The 26,987-nt window shown below is 73.5% G+C and carries 25 protein-coding genes and 1 tRNA gene; 13 read left to right on the plus strand and 13 right to left on the minus strand.

Annotated features, from left to right (window positions below; all coding sequences use genetic code 11):
- Nucleotides 1-2: 2 nt before the first annotated feature.
- The 10 genes from NJC10_RS02690 to NJC10_RS02735 form a co-directional block, all read right to left on the minus strand.
- A complete protein-coding gene (locus NJC10_RS02690; protein WP_319074419.1) occupies nucleotides 3-1,514 on the minus strand; it encodes a protein adenylyltransferase SelO in 1,512 nt (503 codons plus the stop codon).
- 50 nt (nucleotides 1,515-1,564) lie between these two features.
- Complete coding sequence (locus NJC10_RS02695) at nucleotides 1,565-2,416, minus strand: HpcH/HpaI aldolase/citrate lyase family protein (RefSeq protein ID WP_319074420.1); 852 nt, start codon at nucleotides 2,414-2,416, stop codon at nucleotides 1,565-1,567.
- Between the two features lie 14 nt (nucleotides 2,417-2,430).
- Nucleotides 2,431-3,216 (minus strand): 2-oxo-hept-4-ene-1,7-dioate hydratase, encoded by a 786-nt coding sequence (hpaH, locus tag NJC10_RS02700; RefSeq protein WP_319074422.1) that lies wholly within the window; start codon nucleotides 3,214-3,216, stop codon nucleotides 2,431-2,433.
- 91 nt (nucleotides 3,217-3,307) lie between these two features.
- The gene (locus NJC10_RS02705; RefSeq protein ID WP_319074424.1) at nucleotides 3,308-3,694 is read right to left on the minus strand and encodes a cupin domain-containing protein; all 387 of its coding nucleotides are present in this window, start codon (nucleotides 3,692-3,694) and stop codon (nucleotides 3,308-3,310) included.
- A 232-nt stretch (nucleotides 3,695-3,926) separates the two neighbouring features.
- Nucleotides 3,927-5,093, minus strand: a complete 1,167-nt coding sequence (gene hpaD, locus NJC10_RS02710; protein ID WP_298712238.1) for a 3,4-dihydroxyphenylacetate 2,3-dioxygenase — start codon at nucleotides 5,091-5,093, stop codon at nucleotides 3,927-3,929.
- A 298-nt stretch (nucleotides 5,094-5,391) separates the two neighbouring features.
- Nucleotides 5,392-6,933 carry a 5-carboxymethyl-2-hydroxymuconate semialdehyde dehydrogenase gene (hpaE, locus tag NJC10_RS02715; RefSeq protein WP_319074426.1) on the minus strand — a complete coding sequence of 514 codons (1,542 nt, stop codon included), beginning with the start codon at nucleotides 6,931-6,933 and terminating at the stop codon, nucleotides 5,392-5,394.
- The gene (locus tag NJC10_RS02720) at nucleotides 6,930-7,640 is read right to left on the minus strand and encodes a GntR family transcriptional regulator (protein WP_319074427.1); all 711 of its coding nucleotides are present in this window, start codon (nucleotides 7,638-7,640) and stop codon (nucleotides 6,930-6,932) included. The genes hpaE and NJC10_RS02720 overlap by 4 nt, the downstream gene beginning before the upstream one ends.
- Complete coding sequence (locus tag NJC10_RS02725; RefSeq protein WP_319074428.1) at nucleotides 7,615-9,234, minus strand: fumarylacetoacetate hydrolase family protein; 1,620 nt, start codon at nucleotides 9,232-9,234, stop codon at nucleotides 7,615-7,617. The genes NJC10_RS02720 and NJC10_RS02725 overlap by 26 nt, the downstream gene beginning before the upstream one ends.
- 53 nt (nucleotides 9,235-9,287) lie before the next feature.
- Nucleotides 9,288-10,508, minus strand: coding sequence for a PLP-dependent aminotransferase family protein (locus tag NJC10_RS02730; protein WP_319074429.1), 1,221 nt, complete (start codon nucleotides 10,506-10,508; stop codon nucleotides 9,288-9,290).
- A 67-nt stretch (nucleotides 10,509-10,575) separates the two neighbouring features.
- The gene (locus tag NJC10_RS02735) at nucleotides 10,576-11,679 is read right to left on the minus strand and encodes a hypothetical protein (protein WP_319074430.1); all 1,104 of its coding nucleotides are present in this window, start codon (nucleotides 11,677-11,679) and stop codon (nucleotides 10,576-10,578) included.
- 93 nt (nucleotides 11,680-11,772) lie between these two features.
- Here NJC10_RS02735 and NJC10_RS02740 point away from each other — a divergent pair, with 93 nt between their 5' ends.
- From NJC10_RS02740 to pdxT, 4 genes are all read left to right on the plus strand, one after another.
- Nucleotides 11,773-12,618, plus strand: a complete 846-nt coding sequence (locus NJC10_RS02740) for an HpcH/HpaI aldolase/citrate lyase family protein (RefSeq protein ID WP_248117393.1) — start codon at nucleotides 11,773-11,775, stop codon at nucleotides 12,616-12,618.
- A gap of 133 nt (nucleotides 12,619-12,751) precedes the next feature.
- The gene (pdxS, locus tag NJC10_RS02745) at nucleotides 12,752-13,696 is read left to right on the plus strand and encodes a pyridoxal 5'-phosphate synthase lyase subunit PdxS (protein WP_319074432.1); all 945 of its coding nucleotides are present in this window, start codon (nucleotides 12,752-12,754) and stop codon (nucleotides 13,694-13,696) included.
- Nucleotides 13,697-13,931: 235 nt separating this feature from the next.
- On the plus strand, nucleotides 13,932-15,044 hold the full coding sequence (locus NJC10_RS02750) for a hypothetical protein (RefSeq protein ID WP_319074433.1): 1,113 nt from the start codon (nucleotides 13,932-13,934) through the stop codon (nucleotides 15,042-15,044).
- A 40-nt stretch (nucleotides 15,045-15,084) separates the two neighbouring features.
- A complete protein-coding gene (pdxT, locus tag NJC10_RS02755) occupies nucleotides 15,085-15,750 on the plus strand; it encodes a pyridoxal 5'-phosphate synthase glutaminase subunit PdxT (protein ID WP_319074434.1) in 666 nt (221 codons plus the stop codon).
- A gap of 82 nt (nucleotides 15,751-15,832) precedes the next feature.
- On the opposite strand, the gene ald is transcribed toward pdxT, so the two are convergent.
- Nucleotides 15,833-16,975 carry an alanine dehydrogenase gene (gene ald, locus NJC10_RS02760; RefSeq protein WP_319074435.1) on the minus strand — a complete coding sequence of 381 codons (1,143 nt, stop codon included), beginning with the start codon at nucleotides 16,973-16,975 and terminating at the stop codon, nucleotides 15,833-15,835.
- A gap of 115 nt (nucleotides 16,976-17,090) precedes the next feature.
- Between ald and NJC10_RS02765 the strand changes: the two genes are divergently transcribed.
- Together NJC10_RS02765 and NJC10_RS02770 are read left to right on the plus strand one after the other, a co-directional pair.
- Nucleotides 17,091-17,564, plus strand: a complete 474-nt coding sequence (locus tag NJC10_RS02765; protein WP_248117401.1) for an Lrp/AsnC family transcriptional regulator — start codon at nucleotides 17,091-17,093, stop codon at nucleotides 17,562-17,564.
- A gap of 58 nt (nucleotides 17,565-17,622) precedes the next feature.
- Entirely contained in the window at nucleotides 17,623-18,123 is a 501-nt protein-coding gene (locus NJC10_RS02770; RefSeq protein ID WP_319074436.1) for a DUF456 domain-containing protein, read from the plus strand.
- Nucleotides 18,124-18,167: 44 nt separating this feature from the next.
- Here the strand turns inward: NJC10_RS02770 and NJC10_RS02775 are convergent, their stop codons facing one another.
- A complete protein-coding gene (locus NJC10_RS02775; protein ID WP_248117403.1) occupies nucleotides 18,168-18,884 on the minus strand; it encodes a FadR/GntR family transcriptional regulator in 717 nt (238 codons plus the stop codon).
- Nucleotides 18,885-18,997: 113 nt separating this feature from the next.
- Nucleotides 18,998-20,662, minus strand: a complete 1,665-nt coding sequence (locus NJC10_RS02780) for an L-lactate permease (protein ID WP_319074437.1) — start codon at nucleotides 20,660-20,662, stop codon at nucleotides 18,998-19,000.
- A 273-nt stretch (nucleotides 20,663-20,935) separates the two neighbouring features.
- On the opposite strand from NJC10_RS02780, the gene NJC10_RS02785 reads away from it, so the two are divergent.
- From NJC10_RS02785 to NJC10_RS02815, 7 genes are all read left to right on the plus strand, one after another.
- A complete protein-coding gene (locus tag NJC10_RS02785; protein ID WP_298712288.1) occupies nucleotides 20,936-21,760 on the plus strand; it encodes a (Fe-S)-binding protein in 825 nt (274 codons plus the stop codon).
- Nucleotides 21,757-23,274 carry a LutB/LldF family L-lactate oxidation iron-sulfur protein gene (locus NJC10_RS02790; RefSeq protein WP_319074440.1) on the plus strand — a complete coding sequence of 506 codons (1,518 nt, stop codon included), beginning with the start codon at nucleotides 21,757-21,759 and terminating at the stop codon, nucleotides 23,272-23,274. The genes NJC10_RS02785 and NJC10_RS02790 overlap by 4 nt, the downstream gene beginning before the upstream one ends.
- Complete coding sequence (locus NJC10_RS02795; protein ID WP_319074442.1) at nucleotides 23,271-23,936, plus strand: LutC/YkgG family protein; 666 nt, start codon at nucleotides 23,271-23,273, stop codon at nucleotides 23,934-23,936. The genes NJC10_RS02790 and NJC10_RS02795 overlap by 4 nt, the downstream gene beginning before the upstream one ends.
- Before the next feature lie 63 nt (nucleotides 23,937-23,999).
- Nucleotides 24,000-24,503, plus strand: a complete 504-nt coding sequence (locus NJC10_RS02800; RefSeq protein WP_298712297.1) for a VanZ family protein — start codon at nucleotides 24,000-24,002, stop codon at nucleotides 24,501-24,503.
- Nucleotides 24,494-24,566 (plus strand) — tRNA-Ala (locus NJC10_RS02805). Before NJC10_RS02800 ends, NJC10_RS02805 begins: the two co-directional genes overlap by 10 nt.
- Nucleotides 24,567-24,799: 233 nt before the next feature.
- Entirely contained in the window at nucleotides 24,800-25,855 is a 1,056-nt protein-coding gene (locus NJC10_RS02810) for a glycosyltransferase (RefSeq protein ID WP_319074444.1), read from the plus strand.
- Complete coding sequence (locus tag NJC10_RS02815) at nucleotides 25,852-26,979, plus strand: glycosyl transferase (RefSeq protein ID WP_298712303.1); 1,128 nt, start codon at nucleotides 25,852-25,854, stop codon at nucleotides 26,977-26,979. Before NJC10_RS02810 ends, NJC10_RS02815 begins: the two co-directional genes overlap by 4 nt.
- Nucleotides 26,980-26,987: the final 8 nt, after the last annotated feature.

A 26,987-nucleotide genomic window follows, 5' to 3' on the forward strand; every position in this document is an offset into this window, starting at 1 on the left:
GCTCAGGTCCCGCAGTAGGTGACGAACGGGGCGCCGCCCACCGCGGCCGGCTCCGCGTACCGTTCGAAGCCGGGGCGTGGGGCGAACGGGTCCGTGACCGCCTCGAGCAGCTCGCGCACGGGCGCGAGGTCCCCGTCCTCGGCCGCCGTGAGCGCGGCGTCCAGCAGGTGGTTGCGCGGGATGTAGACCGGGTTCACGCGGCGCATCGCCGCGGCGTCCGGGCTCAGGGCCCGCCAGTCGCGCAGCCACGCGGCCACCTCGTCGGGGGTGCGGGCGCCCGGGATGAGGCGATCGGCCTCCGCATCGGCCTCGGCCATGTCCGCCAGGCGGACCCAGAACGAGGTCCAGTCCGTGCTCGCCTCGGTCAGCTGCACGAAGAGCCGGTCGGTCAGCTCGGTGACGGTCTCGTCCGGCACGTCCGTGCTCAGCCCCAGCTTCTCCCGCAGCCCGCTGCGCCACGCGGCCAGGTGCCGGGCCTGGAACCCGGCGAGGGCCTCCTGGGCGAGCTCCACGGCCCGGTTCGGGTCGTCGTCGAGCAGGGGGAGCAGCGTCTCGCCGAGCCGGGCGAGGTTCCACGCCGCGATGGGGCCCTGGTTGCCGAAGGCGTAGCGGTGCTGCACGTCGATCGAGGAGAATGTGGCACCGGGGTCGAACGCGTCGATGAAGGCGCACGGGCCGTAGTCGATCGTCTCGCCCGAGAGCGTCACGTTGTCCGTGTTCATCACGCCGTGCACGAACCCCACGAGCATCCAGCGCGCCACGAGCTCGGCCTGCGCGCCGACCACCGCCTCGTAGAGCGCGAGCGCCGGGTTCTCGGCGTCGGCGGCGTGCGGGTGGTGGCGGGCGACGGCCTCGTCCACGAGCCGGCGCAGCAGGTCCTTCGAGGCCTCCGCGTCCGGGAGCGCCGCCGCGTACTGGAACGTGCCCACCCGCAGGTGGGAGGCGGCGACGCGCGCGAGCACGGCGCCGGGCAGCAGGTCCTCGCGCAGCACCTGGGCGCCCGTGGCGACGACGGCGAGCGCGCGCGTGGTCGGCACGCCGAGGGCGTGCATCGCCTCGGCCACGACGTACTCGCGCAGCATGGGGCCGAGGACGGCCTGGCCGTCCGCGTTGCCGCGCGCGAAGGGGGTGCGGCCGGACCCCTTCAGATGGAGGTCGCGCAGGGCGCGGGCTGCGGCGGGGGAGTCGGCGCCCGGAAGGATCGGGGCGATCTCACCGAGCAGCAGGGCGCGGCCGTCGCCGAGCCGCGGCGAGTAGCCGCCGAACTGGTGCCCCGCGTACGCCTGCGCGACCGGGCGGGCGTCCGGGCCGGGCTGCTCGCCGGTGAGGAACCGGACGCCGTCGTCGGTGGCGAGCCACTCCGCGTCCATGCCCAGCAGCTCGGCGAGCTCGTTGTTGAGCAGGGCCAGCTGAGGCGCGGGCGTCTCCTGGGCCTCCCACGGCAGGGCGAGCTCGGGGAACGTGTCGGCGAAGCGGTGGGTGAGGCGCGGGGTCTTCGAACCGGGGGTGGGCATGGATCCAGGGTGGCACGGTGACCGGGGGTCCGGCCCGGTCAGAGCGCCTGTCAGTACGACGCGCGGGGCGTGCCCTCGCCGTCGCCTGGATCGCCGGCCTCCGGGGCGGGGCACCAGGTCTCGGCGAGGGCCTCGGCGGCACGGGCCAGCAGGGCGACGTCGGCCCCCACGTTGACGAAGTCCGCCCCGGCGGCCGCGTAGGCCTGCGCCTGGGCCGTGACGAACGCGTTGACGCCGACGATCTTCCCGGCGGCCTTCACCTCGGTGATCACCGACTCCACAGCCGCCACCACGTCCGGGTGGGCCTGCTGACCGAGCAGCCCCATCGACGCGGACAGGTCGGAGGGGCCCACGAACACACCGTCCACGCCGTCGACCTCCGCGATGGCCCGGGCATTCTCGACGCCGGCCGCCGTCTCGATCTGCACGAACAGGCTGACGTGGTCCGCCGCCTGCGGCAGGTACCCCTCGATCCGGTTCCAGCGGCCCGACCGCGCCAGCGCCGACCCGACGCCGCGCACCCCCTGCGGCGGATACCGCACAGCGCGCACGGCCTCGGCAGCCTGCTCGGCGTCGTCCACCATCGGCACGAGCAGGGTCTGGGCGCCGAGGTCCAGGAACTGCTTCACCAGCACCACGTCGAGGGCGGGCACGCGGGTCATCACGGGCACGCCGTACCCGGCGATCGTGCGCAGCTGCGCGAGGACGGTCTCGAGCGAGAGCGGGGCGTGCTCGCCATCGATCAGGAGGTAGTCCATGCCCGCGCCGGCGCAGATCTCCGCGGCCGTGCAGTCCCCGGAGCTGAGGAACATGCCGGCGGCGGGGCGGCCGCCGCGAGCGGCGCGGGCCTCCGCGGTGAACAGGTCCCTCACGAGGGGCTGGGGGTGGTGGCGCACGGGCATGGCGGGGGGTCCTCTCAGGCGAACCGGCAGGTGACGGTGCCGAGCGGCCCGTAGTCGGCGGTGACGGTGTCCCCGGCGCTGACGTGCATCGGGCGGGTGAAGGAGCCGGCGAGCACGATCTCCCCGGCGGCGAGCGCGTCGCCGTGCTCGGCCAGGCGGTTGGCCAGCCAGTGCACGCCGTTGCCCGGGTGGTTCAGCACGCCCGCGGCCACGCCGGTCTCCTCGATGGTCTGGTTGCGGGAGAGCGTCCCGGCCACCCAGCGCAGGTCCACGGCGTCGGGGGCCACGGGGCGGCCGCCGAGCACCATGGAGCCGAGCGCGGCGTTGTCCGCGATGGTGTCCACGATGGTCCGGCCCTGCAGCTCCACGTGGGCGTCGAGGACCTCGAGCGCGGGCACCACGTACTCGGTGGCGCGCAGCACGTCGAAGAGGGTCACGTTTGGGCCGCGCAGCTCCTCCCTGAGCACGAAGGCGAGCTCCATCTCGATGCGGGGGTTGGTGATGCGCGCGGTCTCGTACTCGTGGCCGGACTCGAACACCTGGTCGTCGAAGATCACGCCGTAGTCCGGCTCGGTGATCCCGGTGGCGGCCTGCATGGCCTTGGAGGTCAGGCCGATCTTGTGCCCGACGACGCGGCGCCCCGCCTCCACGCGGCGCTCCGCCCAGATGCGCTGCACAGCGTAGGAGTCCTCGATCTCCATGCCCGCGTGGCGGGCGGTCAGCAGGGGCACGGGGGTGCCGGTGCGGCCGGCCTCGAAGAGCTCGTCGGCGATCTTCACGTGCGTCTCGTGGTCCAGCATGGTGCTCCTCGGGGTGCGACGGCGGGCTGTGCCAATCGTATACGTTGCGATCCGTCCGGGTGTGGGCCCGCTCACGACGGCGGTGCGGGCCTCAGCCCGGCCGGTGTCCGATCGCGAGCCCCTGCTTCCGCCGGTGCGCCGTCAGCCAGGCGAGGCCCTCGTCTCCAGCGGTGAAGCCGCGGCGGGAGCTCTTCGGCAGCCACAGCAGCTGGCCGGCGCGGATGGGAACGTCGCCGCCGTCGGTGTGGAGCACGCCCGAGCCGGCGACGACGTGCACCAGGATGTCCAGCCCGGGGCCCTCGAACGGCTCATTGCGCCCGCCTGCGGGCAGCCGCACGAGGTTCACGTCCAGGTCGCGCGGGTCGTCCTTGAGACGCCAGGCCGCGCCGGGCTCCGCCGCGGCCAGCCCGTCCATCAGCGCGGCGACGTCGGCCAGCACGCGGGGCGCCTCAGGGGTCGGCGCGTTCGTCTCGTCCATGCCGCCAGGCTAGTCCGGGTGTCGTCCGCCATGTCTGCGGTCCCCGCCCCCAGCCCCCAGGCCCCCCAGGTTCCCCGCGGCACAGGCCTCCCGCGACACAGGCACTGGATGAGCTGGGCGCAGTACTGCCAGGTAACCCGGGGGGTTACCTGGCAGTACTGCGCCCAGCTGATGCGCCGGCGGTCCGGCACAGCGGTGGCGGCCCGGCGCACCGGCGGTCCGGCTCAGCGGATCAGAGCTGGTTGCCCAGCTTGTACTCGCCCTGCTTCCACTCGGGCATGGACTCCTCGCCCTCGGTCTCGCGGGTGTAGGAGAAGCCGTCGGCGCCGATGGTCACGGCCATCTCGGACTCGTCCGTGCGGGCGACGACGGGCTGCGGGTTGCCGTCGAGGTCGAGCACGAGGGAGGCGTCCGTGTACCACGACGGCACGACCGGGGTGCCCCACCAGTCGCGGCGCTGGTTGTCGTGCACGTCCCACGTGACGACCGGGTTGTCCGGGTCGCCGGTGTAGTAGTCCTGGGTGTAGACCTCGACGCGGTGGCCGTCCGGATCGCGCAGGTACAGGTAGAACGCATTCGAGACGCCGTGGCGGCCGGGGCCGCGCTCGATGTGGTCGGACATGCGCAGCGCGCCGAGCTTGTCGCAGATCGAGAGGATGTTGTGCTTCTCGTGCGTGGCGAAGCAGACGTGGTGCATGCGGGGCCCGTCGCCGCCGGTCATGGCGGTGTCGTGCACGGTGGGCTTGCGGCGCATCCACGCGGCGTACACGGTGCCCTGCTCGTCCTGGATGTCCTCGGTGACGCGGAAGCCGAGGTCCTGCATGAACTTCGCGGCGCGGGGCACGTCCGGGGTCACCTGGTTGAAGTGGTCCAGGCGCACCAGCGCGCCGGGGGTGTAGAGGTCGTAACGCCAGGCCAGGCGCTCCACGTGCTCGGTCTCGTAGAAGAACTCGTAGGGGAAGCCCAGCGGGTCCTCGACGCGCACGGAGTCGCCGACGCCCTTCACGAAGCCGTCCTTGTTGCGCTCCACTCGGCAGCCGAGCTCCTCGTAGAAGGCCACGGCCTTGTCCAGGTCCTCGGGGGTGCGCACGCGGTAGGAGAACGCGGCGACGGCGGCGATCTCGCCCTTGCGCAGCACCAGGTTGTGGTGGATGAACTCCTCCATGGAGCGGAGGTAGATGACCTCGTCGTCCTCCTCGGTCACCACGAGGCCCAGCACGTCCACGTAGAAGCTGCGGGAGCGCTCCAGGTCCGTGACCACGAGCTCCATGGACGCGCAGCGCAGGATGTCCGGCGCCTCGGACGTCGGGGTGGGGAGGGGGTTCTCCGGGGTGATGGGGGCTTCCTTGGTCACGTAGAAGCCGGACGAGGTCTTCTGGCGGCTCTCGAGGTTGGTCATCGATGCTCCTTCGCTGAGGTGGGGTGTCGGCGGTGACGCCCCGCTGTGGCCTGGGACACGGTCACTGGCTCGATCGTATACGATCACGCGGCCCGGGGGGAAGGGCGGGACGGGCATTCCCGCCCACCCCTGCGTCCGTGCCGCAACGGATGCGCCCCCGGCACGACGACGGCGCCCGTGCCTTCACGAGGAGGGTGCGGGCGCCGTCGGTGGGCAGAGGGCCTCAGCCTCCCGTTCCGCGAAGGGAAGCGGAGGTGGGGCCCCGCTTCGCGAACGACGGCGGAGGAGGCCCGGCGCGTCAGCCGTCCATCTTCGAGGCGGCCTGCTCCTGCTTGCCGAACACGGGGTTGTGCACCTCACCGAGGTTGATGTGCACGGCCTGCTGATCGGTGTAGAAGTCGATCGAGCGGTAGCCGCCCTCGTGGCCGAGGCCCGAGGCCTTCACGCCGCCGAACGGCGTGCGCAGGTCGCGCACGTTGTTCGAGTTCAGCCACACCATGCCGGCCTCGACGTCCTGCGCGAAGTTGTGGGCGCGCTTGAGGTCGTTGGTCCAGATGTAGGCGGCCAGGCCGTACTTGGTGTTGTTGGCCAGCTCGAGGGCCTCCTCGTCCGTGTCGAACGGGGTGATGGCCACGACCGGGCCGAAGATCTCCTCCTGGAAGATCCGGGCGTCCGGGGCCACGTCCGCGAACACGGTGGGCTGCACGAAGTTGCCCTCCGGGAACTCCTCCGGGCGGCCGCCGCCGGCCACGAGGCGGGCCTCGCCCTTGCCGATCTCCACGTAGGACATGACCTTCTCGTAGTGCTCGGGGTGCACGAGCGCGCCGACCTCGGTGGTGGGGTCGGAGGGCAGGCCGACCTTCACGTTGGCGGCCTGCTTCGCGTAGCGCTCCACGAACTCGTCGTAGACGTCGCGCTGGACCAGGATGCGGGAGCCGGCGGTGCAGCGCTCGCCGTTCAGGGAGAACACGCCGAAGATGGTCGCATCGATCGCCGCGTCCAGGTCCGCGTCCGCGAAGACGACGGCCGGGGACTTGCCGCCGAGCTCCATGGACAGGCCCTTCAGGTGCGGGGCGGCGTTGGCGAAGATGATCTGGCCGGTGCGGGACTCGCCGGTGAAGGAGATCAGCGGCACGTCCGGGTGCTTCACGAGCGGGTCGCCCGCGAACCCCTCCTCGCCGAAGCCGTGCACCATGTTGAACACGCCCTGGGGCAGGCCGGCCTCCTCGAAGATGCCGCCCCACAGGGAGGCCGAGAGCGGGGTGAACTCCGCCGGCTTCAGGACCACGGAGTTGCCGGTGGCGATGGCCGGGGCCAGCTTCCAGGACTCCAGCATGAACGGGGTGTTCCACGGCGTGATGAGGCCCGCGACGCCGATCGGCTTGCGGTTCACGTAGTTGATCTGGCGGCCCGGCACCTTGAAGGTGTCGTCGTGCTGGGCCACGATCAGGTCCGCGAAGAAGCGGAAGTTCTCGGCGGCGCGGGCGGCCTGCCCCTTCGCCTGCTTGATCGGCAGGCCGGTGTCGAAGCACTCCATCTCGGCGAGCTGGTCGCCACGGGACTCCATGATGTCGGCGATCCTGTGCAGCACGCGGGAGCGCTGGCGCGGCAGGGCCTGGGACCACTCGCCGGACTCGAAGGCCCGCTTCGCGGCGGCGACGGCACGGTCGATGTCCGCGGCCTTGCCGGAGGCGGCCTGGATGTAGGACTCGTTGGTGACGGGGTCCAGGACGTCGAAGGTGTCGCCGTCGATGGAGTCGACGTACTCGCCGTCGATGTAGTGGCGGATGACGTCCGGCAGGCCCTCGGGCTTGCGGTGGGAGATGGCGGTCTCGCTCATGATGTCCTCTCGGGCGGGGATGGAAGTCGGATGGGGGCGGTCTCGGGGTGGTCTGCCTGGTGGTCCAGGTAGGCGTGGAGGGTGTTGAGCCGGTGGGTGCGGGCGGCGTGCTCGACGGCGGCGAAGTCCGCGCCGGACTCGATGAGGCGCAGCAGGTCCTCGTGCTCCGCCACGGACGCCGCGGCCCGCCCGGGCACGTACGCGAACGTGGACGAGCGCAGCGCGGACAGGCGGTTCCAGCCGCGGTGGACGAGGTCCTGCACGTGCGCGTTCTGGTGGTGCTCGAACAGCACGGCGTGGAAGTCCCGGTTCAGGGCGGTGAACGCCACCGGGTCCCACGCCTGCCGGCCGTCCACCAGCGCGCGCATGCGCTCGTTCACGGCGCGCGCCCGGGCGATCTCGGCCGCCGTCACGTGCGGGGCGCACTGCGCGGTGGAGAACCCCTCGACAAGCGCAAGGGTCTCCATCGTGTCGCGGTACTCCACCGGGTCGATCCCGACGACGGTGGCGCCCACGTTGCGCTCGTACTCCACGAGGGACTCCGACTGCAGCCGGCGGATCGCCTCGCGGACCGGCACCACGGACATGCCGAGCCCGTCCGCGATCTGGGCGAGCACCAGCCGGTCGCCCGGCCCGTACCGCTGCTCCTGGATCCCGCGCAGGATCGCCTGGTAGGCCAGGTCAGCCTTCGACGCGGCGCTGGGCATCGCGGAACTCCTGGTACTTCGCCTTCCACTGCGCGTTCGGCGGGAAGAGCCCGTCCACGGGGTGGCCGGCCTTGACCTGGTCGAACACCCACGCGTCCTGCTGCTCCTGCTCGTAGGCGTCCTCGACGACCTCGACCAGCAGGTCCGGGGGGATGACCACGACGCCGTCGTCGTCGCCCACGATGATGTCCCCGGGCTGCACGGTGGTGCCGCCGCACGCGATGGTGCCGCCGACCTCCCAGGGGATGTGGCGCCGCGCGAGGGTGGCCGGGTGCGAGGCATTCGCGTAGACCTGCAGGCCCACCTCGGCGACGGCGGCGGAGTCGCGCATGCCGCCGTCGGTGATCACGGCGTTCGCGCCGTTGACCTGGGCGCGCAGGGCGAGGACGTCTCCGAGCGTGCCGGTGCCGTGCTCGCCGCGGGACTCCATGACCACGACGTCGTCCTGCTCCACCGAGTCGATCGCGCGCTTCTGGGCGTTGAACCCGGCGCCGAACTTCGTGGCGAGGTCCTCGCGCTTGGGCACGTAGCGCAGGGTCTTGGCGTAGCCCAGCACGCGTTGGCCGGCGTGCACGGGGCGGGGGCCGTCGATCGTGGCGTTCTGGATGCCGCGCTTCTGCAGCTGCGCGGTGAGGGTGGCCACCGCCGTCTGGTTGATCTTGGCGCGCAGCTCGTCGGTGAGCAGGGTGCGGTCCGCCACCGGGGCGGAGGGCACGTAGCGGCCGTGCTCGTCCACTGCGCCGGAGCCTGCGGCGTCGTCGGCCTCGTCCTCGGCGGCCGGCGGCAGGCCGGCGGCCTCGCGGGAGCCCCACGCCTCCTCGCGCTGCGTGTCGTCCACCTGCGGGCCGTGGCCGTACGGCGCCATGGCGTGCTCGGACTCGACCACGCGGGTCACGAGGCGGCCCGTGGTCGGGGCGCCCGCGGCGGTGGGGGCGTCCACCTCCACCTCGACGACGTCGCCCGGCTGGGCCACGGAGGAGCCGGCGGGGGTGCCGGTCAGGATGACGTCGCCGGGCTCGAGCGTCATGAGCTGGGAGAGGTCGGCCACGAGCTGGCCGAACGGGAAGACGAGCCCCTCCGTGGTGTCGTCCTGCACGAGCTCGCCGTTGACCCACGTGCGCACGCGGAGGGCCTCCGGGTCCAGGCCGTCCGTGGCGATGACGGCCGGGCCGAGCGGCGTGTAGCCGTCGCCGGACTTGTTCTTCACGTTGGAGCCCTTGTCCGCGTGGCGCAGGTCGTAGAGGCCCCAGTCGTTCGCGGCGGTGACGCCGGCCACGTGGGACCAGCCCTGCTCGGGGCTCACGCGGCGGGCCTCGGTGCCGATGACCAGGGCGATCTCACCCTCGTAGGCCAGCAGCTCGGTGCCCGCGGGGCGCTCGATCACGTCGCCGGAGCGGGCGATCGAGGTGCCGGCCTTGATGAAGTAGCCGGGGAACTTCGGGGAGCGGCCGCGCTGGGCGATCCGCGAGGGGTAGTTCAGGTGCAGGGCGAGGAGCTTGCCGGGGCGGGAGCCGCGGTCCGCGAAGTCATGCTCGGTGACGGTCGGGGTGCCGGAGGGCTGCGGGCCGGAGATCTCGGGTGTGCTCTGCGTCATGCCAGCGATCGTATACGATCACCCGGGGACGGGGAAGGGGCTCCGCGCGCGGCTCAGCGGGAGCGGTTCGCCGCCACCGCCTCGTTCACCACGGGGGCCAGGCGGCGCGCGCCCTCCACGAGCTTCTCGGACTCCACGAAGGGGTAGGCCAGGCGCAGGGTCGAGTGGATCCCGTCCACCGGCGTGAACGCGGCGCCGGGGACGAACACGGCGCCGGCCTCGATGCCGTGGTGCATCAGCTCGAGCGTGTCCACGCCCTGGGGGAGCGTGGCCCACAGGAAGAAGCCGCCGCGTGGGGTGATGACGTCCACGGCCGGGTCCCAGTGCTCGCGCACCGCGGACGCCAGGGCCTCGGCGCGCTCCTTGTAGAGGCCCGTCACCGCGCGCACGTGCCCCTGCCAGTCCAGCTGCGTGACGAACGCGGTGGAGAGCATCTGCGAGTACGTGGAGGCGTGGATGAACGCGGACTCCGCCCCGAGGTAGAACTCGCGCTTGAGGGCGGAGGGCACGAGCGCCCAGCCGATGCGCACGCCCGGGGAGAAGATCTTGGACATCGTGCCCAGGTACACCACGTTGTCCCGGTGCCTCGCGGCGATCGGGGTGAGCGGGTCGCCGTCGAACGCGATCTGCCCGTACGGGTTGTCCTCCACGATCAGCACGCCGTGCCTCTCGCACACCGCGGCCACCTCCTCGCGGCGCTCCTCGGGGAGGAGGGCGCCGGAGGGGTTGGCGAACGAGGGGATCGTGTAGAGGAAGGCCACGCGTCGGCCCTCGGCGGCCAGCGCGGTCAGCGTGGCATCCAGCTCGGACGGGACGAGGCCCTGCTCGTCCGTGGGGGTGGCCACCGGATCCAGCTCCCAGGTGTTGAACGTGGTCAGCGCGCCCACGAAGGTGGGGTCCTCCACCACGACGACGTCGCCCGGGTTCGCGAACGTGCGGCACGCGGTGTCGATGGCGGCCTGGGAGCCGGGCGTGATGACGACGAGCTCGGGGTCGGCGTCCGGGATGCCGTCCGCGGCCATGACGGCGGCCGCCGCCTGGCGCATCTCATCGAGGCCCTGGCCCGGGCCGTACTGCAGTGACTCGGTGCCGTGCTGCGCCACGAGGTCCGCGGCGATCCGGGAGAGCTCCTCGAGCGGGAGGTCCGCGAGCCACGGGTTGCCGCCCGCGAGCGAGACGAGGTTCGGGTCCATCGCGATGTCGAAGACGTCGCGCACGGCGGACTGGGTCACGCCGAGGGCGCGCTGGGCGAGGAGTTCACGACGAGGATGCACGAGTCCGCACCCTAGCAAGGGCCGCCCCCCGCCGGACAGGGGAGGGGCACGCGGTTCACCGGGGCGGTCAGGGGGTGGTGGGGGTCTCCGCCGCTCCCGACGTCGCGGCGCCCTCCGCCGCTCCCGCCCCGGGGGTGCCGACGGTGGTCGACGCGGCTTCCTCCCCCGCGTCGCCCGCGGGCGAGGTGCCCTCGGCCCGATCCGCCACGGGGGCGGAGGAGGACGCGGTGGACGCCCACGAGGACCTGGAGGAGGGAGCCCAGGAGTTCTCCGCGGTGGAGCCCTCAGACGTGGAGCCCGGGCCGCCGGCGCCGGTGCCTCCCGGCGTCTCCTCCGTCCCCGCCGCCCCCTCCGTCCCGGCAGCCCCCTCCGCGGCCGGCGTCGACGTCTCGGCGGCCGAGGGCGCCGTCTCCGCGGTCTCCGGGGTCCGGGAGGCCTCCACCGTCGGCGTCGCGGAGCCAGTCGCCGGGGGAGCGGACGAGGAGGCCTGCTCGGCGGAGCCGTCCTGCGCCGCCGTCTCCGTCGGTGACGGCGAGGCGCCGGCGGAGGCCGCCGCGTCGTCGTCGGGGGAGGCCGAGGGCTCCGGGCCGAGGGCGAGCGGGGCGAGGCCGAGGAGCTCGTCGAGGTCCCGGCCGTCCACCTCGAGGCGCACGTGGGCGGCGTCCGTCTGGGCGCGGGCCGTCTCCTGCAGCTGCGCCCGCACGCGCGCGGCGGAGCACTCGCCCTCCGTGCTCAGCGTGCCGGAGAACGTGAACACCTCGGTGTCGCCCTCGCGGCGATGCCCCGTCGAGACGAGGGTGCTGTCCGTCTCCACGAGCTCGTTGTAGAGCGGCGGGTCGCCGTGGGAGCCCCGGCCGTCGCTGAGGAGGAAGTCCAGGGCGTAGGCGGCGCGGTCCGGGGCGTCGGCGGGGGAGGTCTCCACCGGGACCAGCAGGTCCCCGCAGCCGAAGGCGCGGCCCGAGGCTCCCTCGGGCGCGGCGTCCGCCGGGACCACGAGGTGGACGGTCAGCGGGGCGTAGCCCGCCACGTCCGGGGCGGGCACCCCGGTGGAGGAGGCCGGTGCGGAGGAGGCCGCGGGCTCGGACGGCGCGGCCATGCACCCGGTGGCGACGGCGGCCAGCACGCCCAGGCCGGTCAGCAGGACGGCCCGCGGGGCGAGGGGATGGCGCATGCGGGCTCCTGGTGTCGGGGCGGGGTCGGGTGAGCCCTCTCATGGTAGAGCGGTCCCCGGAATCGCGTCCTGCCGGGAGGCTAGGCTGGAGGCATGCCCGTGAGAAACCGCCGCGCCGCCGCCCTGCCCGCCAAGCTGAGCCGCTCCTGGCTGCTGGTGAACGCGGCCCGCTCCGACGACTTCGCGCCGGCCCTAGCCTCCGAGGCGGACTCCGTGATCCTCGACCTCGAGGCCGCCGTGCCCGAGGAGGAGAAGGAGGCGGCGCGCGCCAACGTGGTGGACGCCCTCTCCGGCGGCATGACGGCGTGGGTGCGCATCTCCGCCGCCTCCACCGAGCACTGGGCCCGGGACCTCGAGGCGCTCGCGCGCCTGAGCGGGGTGCGCGGCGTGGTGCTCGCCGAGACCGAGGAGCCCGAGCAGGTCACGTTCACGGCCATGCGCCTGCGCGCGGGCACGCCCGTGATCGCGCTGCTGGAGTCCGCCCTGGGCATCGAGAACGCCACGGCGGTGGCCAAGGCCCCGGGGACGTTCCGCCTCGCGTTCGGCGTCAACGACTTCCGCAAGGACGTGGGCGTGGGCGAGGACCCGCTGGCCATGGCCTACGCGCGCTCCCGCATGGTGATCGCCTCGCGCGTGGGACGGCTGCCCGGCGCGATCGACGGCCCGCCGGGGAACGCCGACGCCGAGGACTCCGTGCGCGAGTCCAGCGCCGTGACCGCCTCGATGGGGATGACCGGGCGCCTCGTGCTCAGCCGCGGCCAGGTGGACTGGGTGAACCGGGCGCTCTCGCCGTCCGAGGACGAGCTCTCGTGGGCCAAGGACCTGCTGGACAAGCACAGGGCGGGCGCCGCCGTCGGCGACGGCTCCTACCTGCCGCGCCTGAAGCGCGCCGAGAAGATCGCCGACCTCGCGGACTCGTACGGCCTCTGGAACGCGTGAGCGGCACGCGGCGTGACGTGCCGCGGCCGGCGCCGTGGCCGCCGTCGTGCGCGGGCCACTAGAGTTGACCCCGCTTCCCGCCCGGCCCGGCCGCGGCGGGATCTCCCGCATCCCGCCTCCTCGAAGGACTCCCATGAGCGACGCACCCGCAGCAAGCTTCTCCGCCTCCACCACCTCCGCGGCCGACGACGGCGCTCGCGGCACCGGCACCACCCGCGTCAAGCGCGGCCTGGCGGACATGCTCAAGGGCGGCGTGATCATGGACGTGGTCACCCCCGAGCAGGCGCGCATCGCCGAGGACGCGGGCGCCGTGGCCGTCATGGCGCTCGAGCGCGTCCCCGCGGACATCCGCTCGCAGGGCGGCGTGGCCCGCATGTCCGACCCGGACCTGATCGACGGGATCATCGAGGCCGTGTCCATCCCCGTGATGGCCAAGGCGCGCATCGGCCACTTCGTGGAGGCGCAGGTCCTGCAGTCCCTCAAGGTGGACTTCATCGACGAGTCCGAGGTGCTCTCCCCGGCCGACTACGTCAACCACATCGACAAGTGGGGCTTCGACGTGCCGTTCGTGTGCGGTGCCACCAACCTCGGCGAGGCGCTGCGCCGCATCACCGAGGGCGCGGCCATGATCCGCTCCAAGGGCGAGGCCGGCACCGGTGACGTCTCCGAGGCCGTGAAGCACATCCGCACCATCCGCAAGGAGATCGCGCAGCTCAAGGGCCTGGCCAAGGACGAGCTGTACGTGGCCGCCAAGGAGCTGCAGGCCCCGTTCGAGCTCGTGGCCGAGGTCGCCGAGACCGGCACCCTCCCCGTGGTGATGTTCACCGCGGGCGGCGTGGCCACCCCGGCCGACGCGGCGATGATGATGCAGATGGGCGCCGACGGCGTGTTCGTGGGCTCCGGCATCTTCAAGTCCGGCAACCCCGCCGAGCGCGCGGCCGCCATCGTCAAGGCCACCGCGCAGTTCGACGACCCGGCCGCGATCGCCGAGGCCTCCCGCGGCCTGGGCGAGGCCATGGTCGGCATCAACGTGGCGGACCTGCCCGCCCCGCACCGCCTGGCCGAGCGCGGCTGGTGAGCTGACCCCACCCCCCTCCCTCCGAACGAGGTGTCACGAAGTGTTGGTATCCGCCGCGGATACCAACACTTCGTGACACCTCGTCCGCGTGTGTGGGTGGGTGCGGGTGCGTGTGCGTGTGCGTGTGGGTATGTGGGGGCGGGCTGCTCCTGCACACGTGCCAAGCGGGCGCGCCTCGTCCACCGACGACGACGACGGCTCGCACCTCGCGCGCGGCGGTCGCCACGCTGGGGGCATGCCCCGTCCCCCTCGACGGCTCCCGCCCGCCGTCTCCCCACCACCCGACCACGAGGACGCCCCCGTGCCTCGGCGCCTGCTCACCTCCGGCGCGGCACCGGTGTCCACCGTCCGCGCTCTGCGGGCCGCCGGTGCGACGGCCCAGCGCCTGCGCGCGTCCGACCTCGCGGCCCCGGCGTGGGGTCTGCGGGCGATCGGACCGGGTCCCGTCGACCGGATCGGGCACCTGCGAGCGCTGACGGACCTCACGCCCGGGGACGCCGTGGTCACCCACGCCACCGCCGCGTGGGTCTGGGGGATCTGGCTGCCGTCGGCGCTGGACCCGCTCTCCCCGCTCCATCTGTCCAAGCGCATCGACGCCGGCGGCCGCCCCCGTCCTCGCGGCGTCCGTCCCCACACGCTTCCCCCGGCCGCCCCCGTCACCCGTCTCGCGGGCGTCCCCGTGACGTCGGCGGCATGGACCTGGACTGACCTGGCCACACAGCTCGTCCCGGGGGGTGACCCACGGTCCGTCCCGCCCCTCGTGGAGGAGCGTGCCCTCGAGGACCTCGTGGTGGCGGGGGAGTCGCTGCTCCAGTCCGCGCACGGGGCGGCCGCCAGGGAGGAGCCCGGCGAGCACCCCCGATGCACGCGAGCGGAACTGGCCGCCGTCGTCGGGAAGCGGCGGAACGTGCGCGGGGTGCGCCTGATGCGGGCAGCACTGCCGCTGCTGCGGGACGGCAGCGGATCGCCCGCGGAGAGCCGGCTGCGGCTGCGGCTCGTGGGGGCCGGCTTCCCGGAGCCGCGGATGAACGTGCGGGTCACGCTCCGGGGCGGGTCGTGGATCATGCCGGACCTGGTGTGGGAGGAGTCGCGCGTGTGCCTCGAGTACGAGGGCGACCACCACCGCACGGACGTCGCCCAGTTCCGGGAGGACATCAGCCGCGTGCGCCGTCTCGAGGCGTCGGACTGGACCTGTCTGCGGGTGGCCGGGGACGTGTGGACGCCGTCGGGGTTCGAGCGGATGGCGGCCGACCTGCGCGCCGCCCTCCTCCGCCGCGGCGCCGTCCTCTCCGTGCAGACGAATTGTCACGAATCGTTGGAATGCGGCCCGGATGCCAACGATTCGTGACACCTCGTTCGGGGGAGGGGGGCGGGCTAGCATCAGGGGAATGACGACGACGCGGCCGGACGGCGACCAGGGTTCCAGCAACGGGAGGCTCGTCGGGGTGTTCGCGCTCCAGGGCGACGTCCGCGAGCACGTGCACGTCCTCGAGGCGCTCGGCGCGCAGACCCGGCTGGTGCGGCGCCCCGCCGACCTCGAGGGGCTCGACGGGATCGTCCTGCCTGGAGGGGAGTCGTCCGTGATGGACCGGCTCGCGCGGATCATGGCGCTCAAGGACGCGCTCGCCGCGGCCCTCCGCGCGGGCCTGCCGGCCTACGGCACGTGCGCCGGCCTCATCATGCTGGCGGACGGGATCCAGAACCCTGCCCCGGGCCAGGGCAGTCTCGGCGTCCTGGACGTCACGGTGCGGCGCAACGCGTTCGGCGCGCAGGTGGACTCGTTCGAGGAGGACCTCGCCATCCCCGCCGTCTCGGCGGACCCGGTGCATGCCGTGTTCATCCGCGCGCCCGCAGTGCTGGCCGCCGGCGCCGACGTCGAGGTCCTGGCGAGCGTGCCGGCCTCGCGCCTGTCCGTGGACCCTGCGGGGCTGGGGCTCGACGACGACGCGCGCCTGCCCGTGGCCGTGCGCCAGGGGCGCCTGCTCGCCACGAGCTTCCACCCCGAGGTCACCGGCGACTGGTCCTTCCACCGGGAGTTCCTCGCTGGGCTCTGAGCCGGACGCTCTCGGGCAGTGAGCCCGGACGACGCGGGGCCCGGACGGATCAGACCGTCCGGGCCCCGCGTCGTCGGTCGGATCAGGCCTCGGCGAGCACGTCCGCGGTGACGCGCACGTCCGTCTCCGCGTCCAGCCCGAGCGGCTCGGCGAGCGCTTCGGCCACGGAGCGCAGGGTGAGGGAGCCCTCGTGGGCGTTGAGCCCCGTGGCGAAGCCCTCGTCCGAGGAGAGCGCGGCGCGCCAGCCGGCATCGGCGATCTTCAGGATGTACGGCAGGGTCGCGTTGGTGAGCGCGGCCGTGGAGGTCTGCGGCACGGCCCCGGGCATGTTGGCCACGCAGTAGTAGACCTGCTCGCCCACGCGATACGTGGGGTGCTGGTGCGTGGTGGCGTGCGACCCCTCGAAGCAGCCGCCCTGGTCGATCGCGATGTCCACGAGCACGGAGCCCGGGCGCATGGCCTCCACCATCTCTGCGGTGACCAGCTTGGGGGCCGCGGCGCCGGGGATGAGCACGGAGCCGATCACGAGGTCCGCGTCCGCCACGGTCTCGGCGATGGACAGGTGACTCGAGGCCAGCGTGCGGAAGCGCCCGTTGTGGGTGGAATCCAGCTGCGCGAGGCGCTCCAGGTTGATGTCCAGCACGGTCACGTCCGCGCCCATGCCGGCGGCGACGACGGCCGCGTTCTCGCCCGCGACGCCCGCGCCGATCACGGCCACGCGGCTGCGGCGGGTGCCGGGCACGCCGCCGAGCAGCACGCCGGAGCCCCCCTGCGCCTGGGTGAGGTGGTACGCGCCGGCCGTGGGTGCGAGGCGCCCGGCCACCTGGGACATCGGGGCCAGCAGCGGCAGGGCGCGGCCGCGGGTCACGGTCTCGTAGGCGATGGCGGTGGTGCCGGAGTCCAGGATGGCGCGGGTGCCCTCGGCATCGGCGGCGAGGTGCAGGTAGGTGAAGAGGACCTGGCCGCGGCGCAGGCGGTGGTGCTCCTCGGCCACGGGCTCCTTGACCTTCAGCACGAGCTCCGCGCGCTCCCAGACCTCGTCCGCGCTCCCGACGAGCTGAGCGCCCGCCTCGACGTAGGCCTCGTCCGGGATGCCGGAGCCGACGCCGGCCCCCGTCTGCACCAGGACCTCGTGGCCGCGGCGGACCAGCTCCAGGACGCAGCTGTGCGTGAGGGCGACGCGGAACTCGTTGTTCTTGACCTCTGTGGGCACTCCGATCAGCATGGCGGCGAATCTAGCCGTCCCGACGGCATTGCGGACCAGGTGCCGAAGGATCGTGCGCGAAGACGGCAGAATTGGACGGAATCGTCATCGCACAGCTCACAGTGAGGCCCGAACCATGAAGCATCTGCAGTCCCTCGACCGGGTGGACCGGCGGCTCCTCGAGCTGCTGCGGCAGGACGCGCGCCGCACCAACGCCTCGCTCGCGGAGGAGCTCGGGGTGGCGCCGTCCACGTGCCTGGCCCGGCTCAAGGCGCTGCGCGCGTCCGGCGCCGTGCGCGGCTTCACCGTGGAGGTGGACCCGGCCGCCCTGGGGAACGGCCTGGTGGCGCTGATCTCCGTGCGCATCCGCCCGGGGGCGCGCCACCGCATGGAGGAGCTCTTCGAGCAGATGCGCGCGCTGCCCGGCGTGCTCCAGGTGTTCTTCCTCGGCGGCGAGGAGGACTTCCTCCTCCACGTGGCGGTCGCGGACTCGGAGGAGGTCTCCCGGTTCGTGCTCAAGAACCTCTCGGCGGATCCGGCCGTGGCCTCCACCCGCACCTCCCTCGTGTTCCGGCACGAGCGCGGCGAGTGGCCCTGGCAGCGGGGCTGAACGGACCCGGCCCGCTCACACCGCCCCGCACGCGGACCCGGCCCGCCATACTGGACCCGTGACCACCCTTGCGATCGTCGTGTCCCTCCTCGCCGTCCTCCTGATCATGGTCGGGGTCGTCGGCACGGTCTACCCGATCCTGCCCGGCTCGATCCTCATCCTCGTCACGTCCCTCGCATGGGCCTGGATCCTCGGGTCCGGTGCCTCCTGGACGTTCGGCATCATCGCGGCCGGCCTCGCGATCGCGGGCCTGAGCGCGTCCGCCGTGCTCACGGGCCGCTCGCTGCGCCGGGAGAAGGTGACGCGCGGGCCGATCATGGCCGGCGTCGTCGGGGCGCTCATCGGCTTCTTCGTCGTCCCCGTGGTCGGCCTGTTCATCGGCTTCGCGGTGGGCCTGTTCGCCTCGCAGTGGGCGCGCCTCAAGGACGGCCGCGCCGCCATGGCCAGCTCCGTCAGCGCCCTCAAGGCAATGGGCCTCGGCATCCTCGTGGAGTTCACCTGCGCGATGTCCGCGCTCACCTCGGTGGGCTTCGGGATCATCGTCCACGCCCTCACCTGACCGCTCTCCCGCCCCCCACACGACGACGCCCCGCCGGTGCCCGGCTATCGAACGGCGAGGGAGTAGAAGCCCAGGATGTGCGAGCGCAGGGCGTCGGCGGCAGCGTCCCCGTCCCGAGCGCGGACGTGCGCCAGGACCGCGCGGTGGTCCCGCTGGAGTCCGGCCCGGACGTCCCGCCAGTCGTCGAGCAGGGCGACGGTCTCCTGGACGTACCCGATGGTCGCCTCGCGCAGCGACGACATGACGGTCTCCACCACCACGTTGCGGGCCAGCGACGCGAGGAGGACGTGGAACTCGGCGTCCAGGCGGTGGAACTGCTCCGCGGGCAGGGCCTCGTCGTCCATCCGGTCCACGAGGGCCTCCGCGTCGTCGAGCGCGGCGGCGCGGGCGGCGTCGTCCGCCCCCTGGGCCGCGCGGGCCGCGGCCCGCGCGGCGTCCGTCTCGAGGAGGACGCGCGTGGTGACCACGTCCGCCATGGGCAGGGCCCGCGTGGCGATGTGCATGCGCAGTGCCCAGGCGAGGGCCGCGGAGGGCTGGGAGACCAGGATGGTCCCGGCGTTCGGGCCGGAGCCGGCCGAGGCCCTCAGCAGGCCCATGGCGTCCAGCATGCGCGTCGCCTCACGGACCGAGGTCCGCGAGATCCCGAAGCGCTCGGCCAGGGCGCGCTCTCCCGGGAGCTTGTCCCCGACGGAGAGCCCGCCTCCGCGGAGCTCGTCCTCCAGCCAGTCGAGGATGACGGTGTACGAGGGCTGGGCGGGCACGGTGACTCCTGGACAGGGCGGACGGGGCGGGGGTGAGCGCGACCCCGCGCACCCGTGCCCGCAGGATAGTGGATCCTGCGGGCACGCTCAGCCGGCGCCGATCCGGCAGGAGGTCACGGGAGCATGCCGTGCAGCACCGTCGCCTGAAGGAACACGATCAGGCAGACCAGCAGGAGCAGGCCCACGGACCACGGCACCACCGTGCGGAAGATCTTGGACTCCTGTCCCTCCATGCCGACCGCGGTGGCGGCGATGGCGAGGGACTGCGGGGAGATCATCTTGCCGACGACGCCGCCCGAGGTGTTCGCGGCGACCATGAGCGCGGGGTCCAGCCCGGTGTTCTCGGCGGCGGTCTGCTGGAGGGTGGCGAAGAGCGCGTTGGCCGAGGTGTCCGAGCCGGTCACGGCGGTGCCCAGCCAGCCCAGGACCGGGGAGAAGAACGCGAAGGCCCCGCCCACGGCGGCGATGGCCGTGCCCATGGCCAGGGTCTGGCCGGAGAAGTTCATGACGTAGGCGAGGGAGAGCACCAGGACGATCGTCAGCCCGGACCACCGCATGCGCCAGAAGCACCGGCCGATCTCGGCGAGGGCGTCGGTGAAGGAGAGGCGGTAGCGGCCGCCTCCGTCGCGGACCGCGTAGACGGCGGCGACCAGCAGGCCGGTGATCAGCAGCAGGGTTCCGGGAGAGGACAGCCACGGCAGCGAGTACACCGTCGACGAGATGGCCGCGCCGGCCCCGTCGACGAGGTTCCCGTGCAGGCCGGGCCACGGGATCTTCACGTTGCTGGAGGCCAGCAGCTTCGGCACGTCCACCCCCAGCGTCCAGAGCTTCGCCACGCCGAAGACGGCCACCACCAGCAGGTAGGGCAGCACCGCCATCCACACGCGCCCCGGGGTGAGCGCCTCCGTTCGTGCCGGAGTGCGCACGCCGAGGCGCTGGCCGGCCGCGGCCGCGCCCTGGGGGCGCCAGAACCGGAGCAGGACGACGGCGGCGGCCATCGCGAGCAGGGACGCCACGACGTCGGTCAGCTCGTAGGAGAAGTGCGTCGAGGACCACCAGATGCCGACGGAGAAGGCGCCGCCGATCACGAGCAGTGCCGGCCAGGTCTCCCGCACGCCCCGGACCCCGTCGATCAGGAAGACCAGCAGGAACGGGACGAGCACGGCGACGAAGGGGGCCTGGTGGCCGACGACGGCACCGATGTGCGCCGCGGGGATGCCGGTGAGCTGGCCGGCCGTCGTGATCGGGATGCCGACCGCGCCGAACGCCACGGGGGCGGTGTTGGCGATCAGCACGACCGTCGCGGCCTTGAGGGGCGGGAGGCCGAGGGCGAGCAGCATGGTCGCCGTGATGGCCACCGGGGCGCCGAATCCGGCCAGCGCCTCCAGCATGCCGCCGAAGCAGAACGCGATCAGGACGGCCTGGATGCGGACGTCGCCTCCGCCGACCGAGTCGAAGATGGCGCGCATGTCCTCGAAGCGGCCCGAGAGCACCGTGACCTGGTAGAACCACAGCGCCATCACCACGATCCACACGATCGGGAGGAGGCCGAAGACCGCTCCCTGGGTCGCGGAGAGGAGCGCCAGTCCGGCGGGCATGCCGAATCCCAGCACAGCCACCAGCAGGGCCACCGCCAGGGAGGCCAGGGCGGCCTGCCAGGCCTTGGCCTTGAGCGCGAGCAGGAGCGCGAAGAAGGTGATCAGCGGAAGGGTGCCGAGCAGGGCTGACAGGCCGAGGCTGCCGGCGACCGCATCGGTCGTCGCGGTGAACGTGGGCACGCGTTCTCCTTGGGGGTGGGGCGCTGGGCCGGGGTGGGGCGGGGTCGCGAGGTCTCGCATCCGTGTGGACTGACCACTGTGGTCTGACCGCAGACGGTATATGGCGTGCATCACAGGCGCAAGGGGGGAGTCCAGTGGCGACCGTGCCCGTCCTGCGGCGGACGCACCCTGCCCGCCGGGGCCGGCCGGGTCGGCGTGGATCGGGTGGGCCTGTGCGACGCGTCACTGTCCTGATATGGTCTGACCACATTGACCGACCCGGAGGGACCGCTCATGAGGATCGCCCTGTTCGCCACGTGCATCGTGGACGCCATGCACCCGCGCGTCGCACTCGCCACGGTGCGCGTCCTCGAACGGCTCGGCCACGAGGTCGTCTTCCCGCCGGGCCAGGGCTGCTGCGGCCAGATGCACATCAACAGCGGCTACCTGGACGATGCGGTCCCCGTGGTCCGCAACCACGTGCGCGCCTTCCAGCGCGCGGAGTACGACGTCGCCGTCGCGCCCTCCGCCTCGTGCGTCGCCTCCCTGGGGCACCAGCAGCCGATGGTCGCGCGTCGCGTGGGGGACGAGGGCCTCGCCCGCGACGCCGCCGAGGTGGCCGGGCGCACCTACGAGCTCTCCCAGCTGCTCACCGACGTCCTCGGCGTCACCGACGCGGCCGCCCAGCTCGACTCGTGGTTCCCGCACGCGGTGACCTACCACCCGTCCTGCCACGGCATGCGCCTGCTCCGGCTCGGCGACCGGCAGAAGGACCTCGTGCGCACGGTGGCGGACATCGACTTCCGCGAGCTGCCGGACGCCGAGGAGTGCTGCGGGTTCGGCGGCACCTTCTCGCTCAAGAACCCGGACGTCTCCGGGGCGATGGCCGAGGAGAAGATCGCGAACGTCGAGCGGTCCGGCGCGTCCGTCTGCACGGGCGGCGACGCGTCCTGCCTGCTCCACCTCGGCGGCGCCATGTCTCGGCGGGGCACCACGGCTCCCGACGGCGGACCCGTCACCACCCTGCACTTCGCCGAGATCCTCGCGGCCACCCGGGAGCATCCGCTGGACGTCTCCGGCCCCGTCGAGCTGTCCATCCCGAAGGAGGCCGTCCGATGACCCGCACCCGCCTCGGCATGCCCGCCGTCCGCCGCGTCCACGGCCAGGGGGACATCGTGCTGGAGACGCCCTTCCCCGCCTCCGCGCGCGAGGAGCTGGGCAACGCCCAGATGCGCACCAACATCCGCCACGCCACCCACACGATCCGCGGGAAGCGCGGCCGCGTCGTGGACGAGCTGCCGGACTGGCCGGAGCTGCGTCAGGCGGGCTCCGCCCTCAAGCAGCGGGTCATGGCCGAGCTGCCCGAGCTCCTCGAGCAGTTCGAACGGAACGTGACGGAGCGCGGCGGCGTGGTGCACTGGGCGCGGGACGCGGAGGAGGCGAATCGCATCATCACGGACCTGGTCACGGCGAAGGGCGTGGACGAGGTCATCAAGGTGAAGTCCATGGCCACGCAGGAGATCGGCCTGGAGGCCGCCCTCGCGAAGGCGGGGGTCGCTGCCACGGAGACCGACCTGGCGGAGCTGATCGTCCAGCTGGGGCACGACCGCCCCTCGCACATCCTCGTCCCGGCGATCCACCGCAACCGCGGCGAGGTCCGGGACATCTTCCTCCGGGAGATCCCCACCGCGGATCCCGGCCTCACGGACGATCCGTCCGAGCTGGCGAACACCGCACGCGCCCACCTGCGGGAGAAGTTCCTCACCACCTCGGTGGCGATCTCCGGCGCGAACTTCGGCGTGGCCGAGAGCGGCACGCTCACCGTGGTGGAGTCCGAGGGCAACGGCCGCATGTGCCTGACCCTCCCGGACACCCTCATCACGGTGATGGGCATCGAGAAGATCGTCCCCACGTTCCAGGACCTCGAGGTCTTCCTGCAGCTGCTTCCGCGCTCCTCGACCGGAGAGCGCATGAACCCCTACACCTCGATGTGGACGGGCGTCACCGAGGGTGACGGGCCCCAGGAGTTCCACCTGGTCCTGCTGGACAACGGGCGCTCGGCCGTCCTCTCCGATCCCGAGGGACGCTCCGCCCTGCACTGCATCCGCTGCTCGGCGTGCATGAACGTGTGCCCCGTGTACGAGCAGACCGGCGGCCACGCCTACGGCTCGGTGTACCCGGGCCCGATCGGCGCGATCCTCTCCCCGCAGCTCACCGGCGTCGAGGAGGGCGAGAACGGCTCCCTGCCCTACGCGTCCTCACTGTGCGGCGCCTGCTATGACGTCTGCCCCGTCGCGATCAACATCCCGGAGATCCTCGTCCACCTGCGCGACGAGGACGTGATGGCCACGCATGCCCGGAAGAGGGAGGAGAGCCGGGTCCCCGTCCCCTCGCAGATGGACGTGCTCATGGCCGGCGCGAAGACGGTCATGTCCTCGGGGACCCTCATGGGCCTGGCCGAGCGTGGCCTGCCCGCCGGCCGCCTGGCCGCCGGGCCGGACCGCAAGCTCGGCTGGCTGCCGGGCATCGCGGGCCACTGGACGGACGAGCGCGACGTCCCCGCGCCACCGCGGGAGTCCTTCCGCACGTGGTGGCGCAGGCACGGACACGAGCACGACGAGGAGAACCGATGACCGCCCCCCAGCCCATCGACGCGAAGAGCGCCATCCTCGGCCGCATCCGCGAGGCCCTGCAGGACGGGCCGACGCCGGACCCCGTGGAGCGGACCTACCGGCGCCACTCCGAGGCGAGCCGGACCGACGTCCTCCATCAGCTGGAGGACCGCCTGCTGGACTACAAGGCGAGCGTGCACCGCGAGGACCTCACCACGGTGGGTGCCCGGATCGGCGCCCTGCTCGGCGCGGGAGCGCGCTACGTGGCCCCCGCGGGGCTGGACCCCGCGTGGCTGCCCGCCGACGACGACGCCGCGGGGCGCGAGCGCCTCGTGGACGGCGCCGCCGGCGAGCCGCTCACCGTCCGCGCGCTCGACGGGCTCGACGCCGTCGTCACCGGCTCCACGGTGACCTGCTCCGAGACCGGCACGATCTTCCTCACCGGCCGCCCCGGCGAGGGTCGCCGGGCGCTCAGCCTGGTGCCCGACCACCATGTGTGCGTCGTGCCCGTCGAGTCGGTGGTGGAGCTCATCCCGGAGGCGCTCGAGCGCGTCCCGCCGACGGCCGTGATCACGATGATCTCGGGCCCCTCTGCCACCTCGGACATCGAGCTCGTCCGCGTCGAGGGCGTCCACGGCCCGCGACGTCTGGACGTGATCCTCCTGGACACCGGCGCGGCCTGACCGCGCTCCCGGCCGCGGGCGGCACGGCGGGGACGGGTGTGGCCCGCGCCCTACAGTGGGCGGATGCCGCCCGTCCCCGCCCACGCCGAGCCCGCCGCGACCGAGCCGCACCGCCGCCGTCGGGCTCCGCTGCTCCTCGCGCTGGCGCTCGCCCTCCTCCTCCAGCTCGTGGTCCTCTACCTTCCGGGCCAGGCCGTGCCGAGCGCCGGGTTCGAGGTGCCGGGCCTGGACAAGGCGATCCACGCGGCGATCTTCGCGGCACCAGCCGCCCTGATCGCCGCCGCCCGGCTCCCGGCCGGCTGGCTCGTGCCGCTCGCCGCCCACGCGCCCGTGTCCGAGGTCCTCCAGCTGACCCTCGTGCCGCACCGCAGCGCGGATCCGTGGGACGTGGCGGCGGACCTCACGGGGGTGGCGCTGGGCGCCGCCGTCGGGCGGGCGATGCGCCGGTGGGCCGTGCCGGGAGGCGGGCGCCGGCGCGGATGCCGTGCGACTCGATTGGAGGATCGTGCACGGCAGGAGTATGCTTCTACGGTGTCCTCGAGCAGAGGGCATGACCTGGGGCTATAGCTCAGTTGGTAGAGCGTTTCGTTCGCAATGAAAAGGTCAGGGGTTCAATTCCCCTTAGCTCCACGGACCGTCCCGGTCCGCGATCCTCACGGATGGCGGACCGGGACTTTCTCGTTCCGCGGCCGAGCCCGGCGGGAAGGGGATCCGGATCACTCTCCCGGACCCCCTTGACAGACCCCGCCCTCGTGTACTTTCCGCGCGCCCCGCGGGCCAGTACAGTCGGCCCGTACGTCTGTTCGCCAGCCGCCCGTCCCGGGCGCGTCGTCGCCCCTCACCGGGCCGAGAGGGGGCCGCCCATGCGCATCGCGGTGCTCACCCACATGCTCCATCCCATCCGTTCGCCGTACGCCGGCGGCCTCGAGATGCACACGGCCCTCACCGTGGAGCACCTCGTCCGCCGCGGCCATGACGTCCGCGTGTACGGCCGGGAGGGCACCCAGGTGCCGGGTGAGTTCATCCCGGTCCTGGCGAAGGAGGGCGCCATGGGCGACGGCGACGAGGCCGTCGCCATGCGCGAGCGCGCGATGGAGGCGGCCTGCGACGCCGTGCTGGCCTCGGACGCCGACGTCGTGCTCAACAACTCCCTCACCCCGGTGCCGCTGCAGCGCATGCGCTCCGCGCCGATGCTCACCGTGCTCCACACCCCGGCCACGCTGAACCGCGTGCTCCGCGTCCTCGACGAGCCCGGGTGGACCGCCCCGAAGCATCACCGCTGGGCGTCCGTCTCCGCGTCCAACGCGATCGCCTGGCAGCACCGCCTGCCCCGCGTGGACGTGGTGCCCAACGGGATCGAGCTGCAGAAGTGGGTCAGCGACGCCGCGCCCGTGCCGGGCCGCGCCGTGTGGGCCGCGCGCATCACGGGGGAGAAGGGCCTGCACATCGCCATCGACGCCGCCCGCGGCGCCGGCATGGAGCTGCACTTCGCCGGGCCGATCTCCGACCAGGCGTACTACGACGACGTGATCCTGCCCCGCCTGGGCGAGGACACCGTCTACCACGGCCACCTGGACCACTCCACGCTGCCGGACATGCTGGCCACCGGCGAGGTGTACCTCTCCACGCCGCTGTGGGCCGAGCCGTTCGGCCTGGCCACGGTGGAGGCCATGGCGCTCGGGGTCCCCGTGGCGGCGCTGCTCTCCGGCTCGATGGGCGAGATCGTGGCCCCGCAGGCCGGCGACCTCGCCGTGCACCACTCCGCCGAGACGCTCACCGACTCCATCCGCCACGCCCGCCGCAAGGACCGCGGCCGCGTGAAGGCCTGGGCCCGCCGCTTCAGCTCGGACACCATGGTGGAGGGCTACCTCGACCTCCTCGAGCAGGTCGTCGAGGACCACGAGGCGCCGCGCTCGTGACCGGCGGGGGCAGGCGGCGCGTCCTCTACTACGCCCACCAGCACGGATCCGGGCACGTCCGGCACGCGGCCAACCTCGCGGGAACAGGGGCGTTCAGCGTCACGGTGGTGACGGCGCATCCCGCCGCGGGGGACATGCTCCCCGCCGGGACCCGTCTCGTCCCGCTGCCCACGGACCTCGTGGACGGGCACGTCCAGCCCGCGCGCTCGCCCCTGCACCACACGCCCGCCGGCCCGGTGATCCGCGCGCGCTTCGCCGCCCTGCTCGCCGCCGCGCAGGAGGCGGAGCCGGACGTGTGCGTCGTGGACGTCTCCGTGGAGGCCGCCCTGTTCCTGCGCCTGGCGGGCTACCCGGTGATCCACCGGCGCATGCACGGCGACCGCACCGACCCCGCCCACGAGCTCGTCTACGCCGAGGCCGACCGGCTGATCGCCCACTACGGGGTCACGCTCGAGGACCCCGCGTGGCAGGCCGTCCACGGTGCGCGCACCACCCACCTGGGCGTCCCGGACGTCACGGGCCGCCTCGGCGCCGCGGCGGCGACGACGGGCGCGGCCCGTCCGCGCGTCGGTGTCATCACCGGCACGGGCGGGGGAGGGGTGAGCACGGCCGCCCTCGCCCGGGCCGCCGCCGCGGTCCCGCACGCGACGTGGGACGTCTACGGGCCCGTCGCCGGAGTCGAGGCCACAGCCGCCCGGCCCGCCGCCGACGGCGAGGCGGGGGCGGGCGAGCCCGCCGACGTCGCGCGCGCGGCCGGCCTGCCGGGGAACGTGCGCCTGCACGGCTGGGCGCCCGACGTCCCCGTGCGGGCGGCCGAGGCCGACGTCGTGGTGGTGTCCGCGGGCCACAACGCGAGCGTGGACGCGGCCCGCTCCGGCCGCCCCGTGGTGCTCGCGCCCGAGCCGCGGCCCTTCGCCGAGCAGCTGTTCTTCGCCCGGGCCGCCGAGCGCGCCGCGGGCGTGCCGTGGTGCGCGTGGGAGGACCCGGACGCGGACTGGTCCGGGGCCGTGGAGCGGGCCCTCGCGGACCCGTCCGCCGCGGACCGCCTGGCCGCCGCCCTCCTCGTGGATCCGGCGGAGTACCGCCGCCGCTGGGAGGACGCGGTGGAGGCGGCGCTGGCCTGAGCGGGCCG

Origin of the sequence: Micrococcus sp. M4NT (genome assembly GCF_033790745.1) — a bacterium.
In the GTDB taxonomy this organism is placed as follows: Bacteria; Actinomycetota; Actinomycetes; order Actinomycetales; family Micrococcaceae; genus Micrococcus.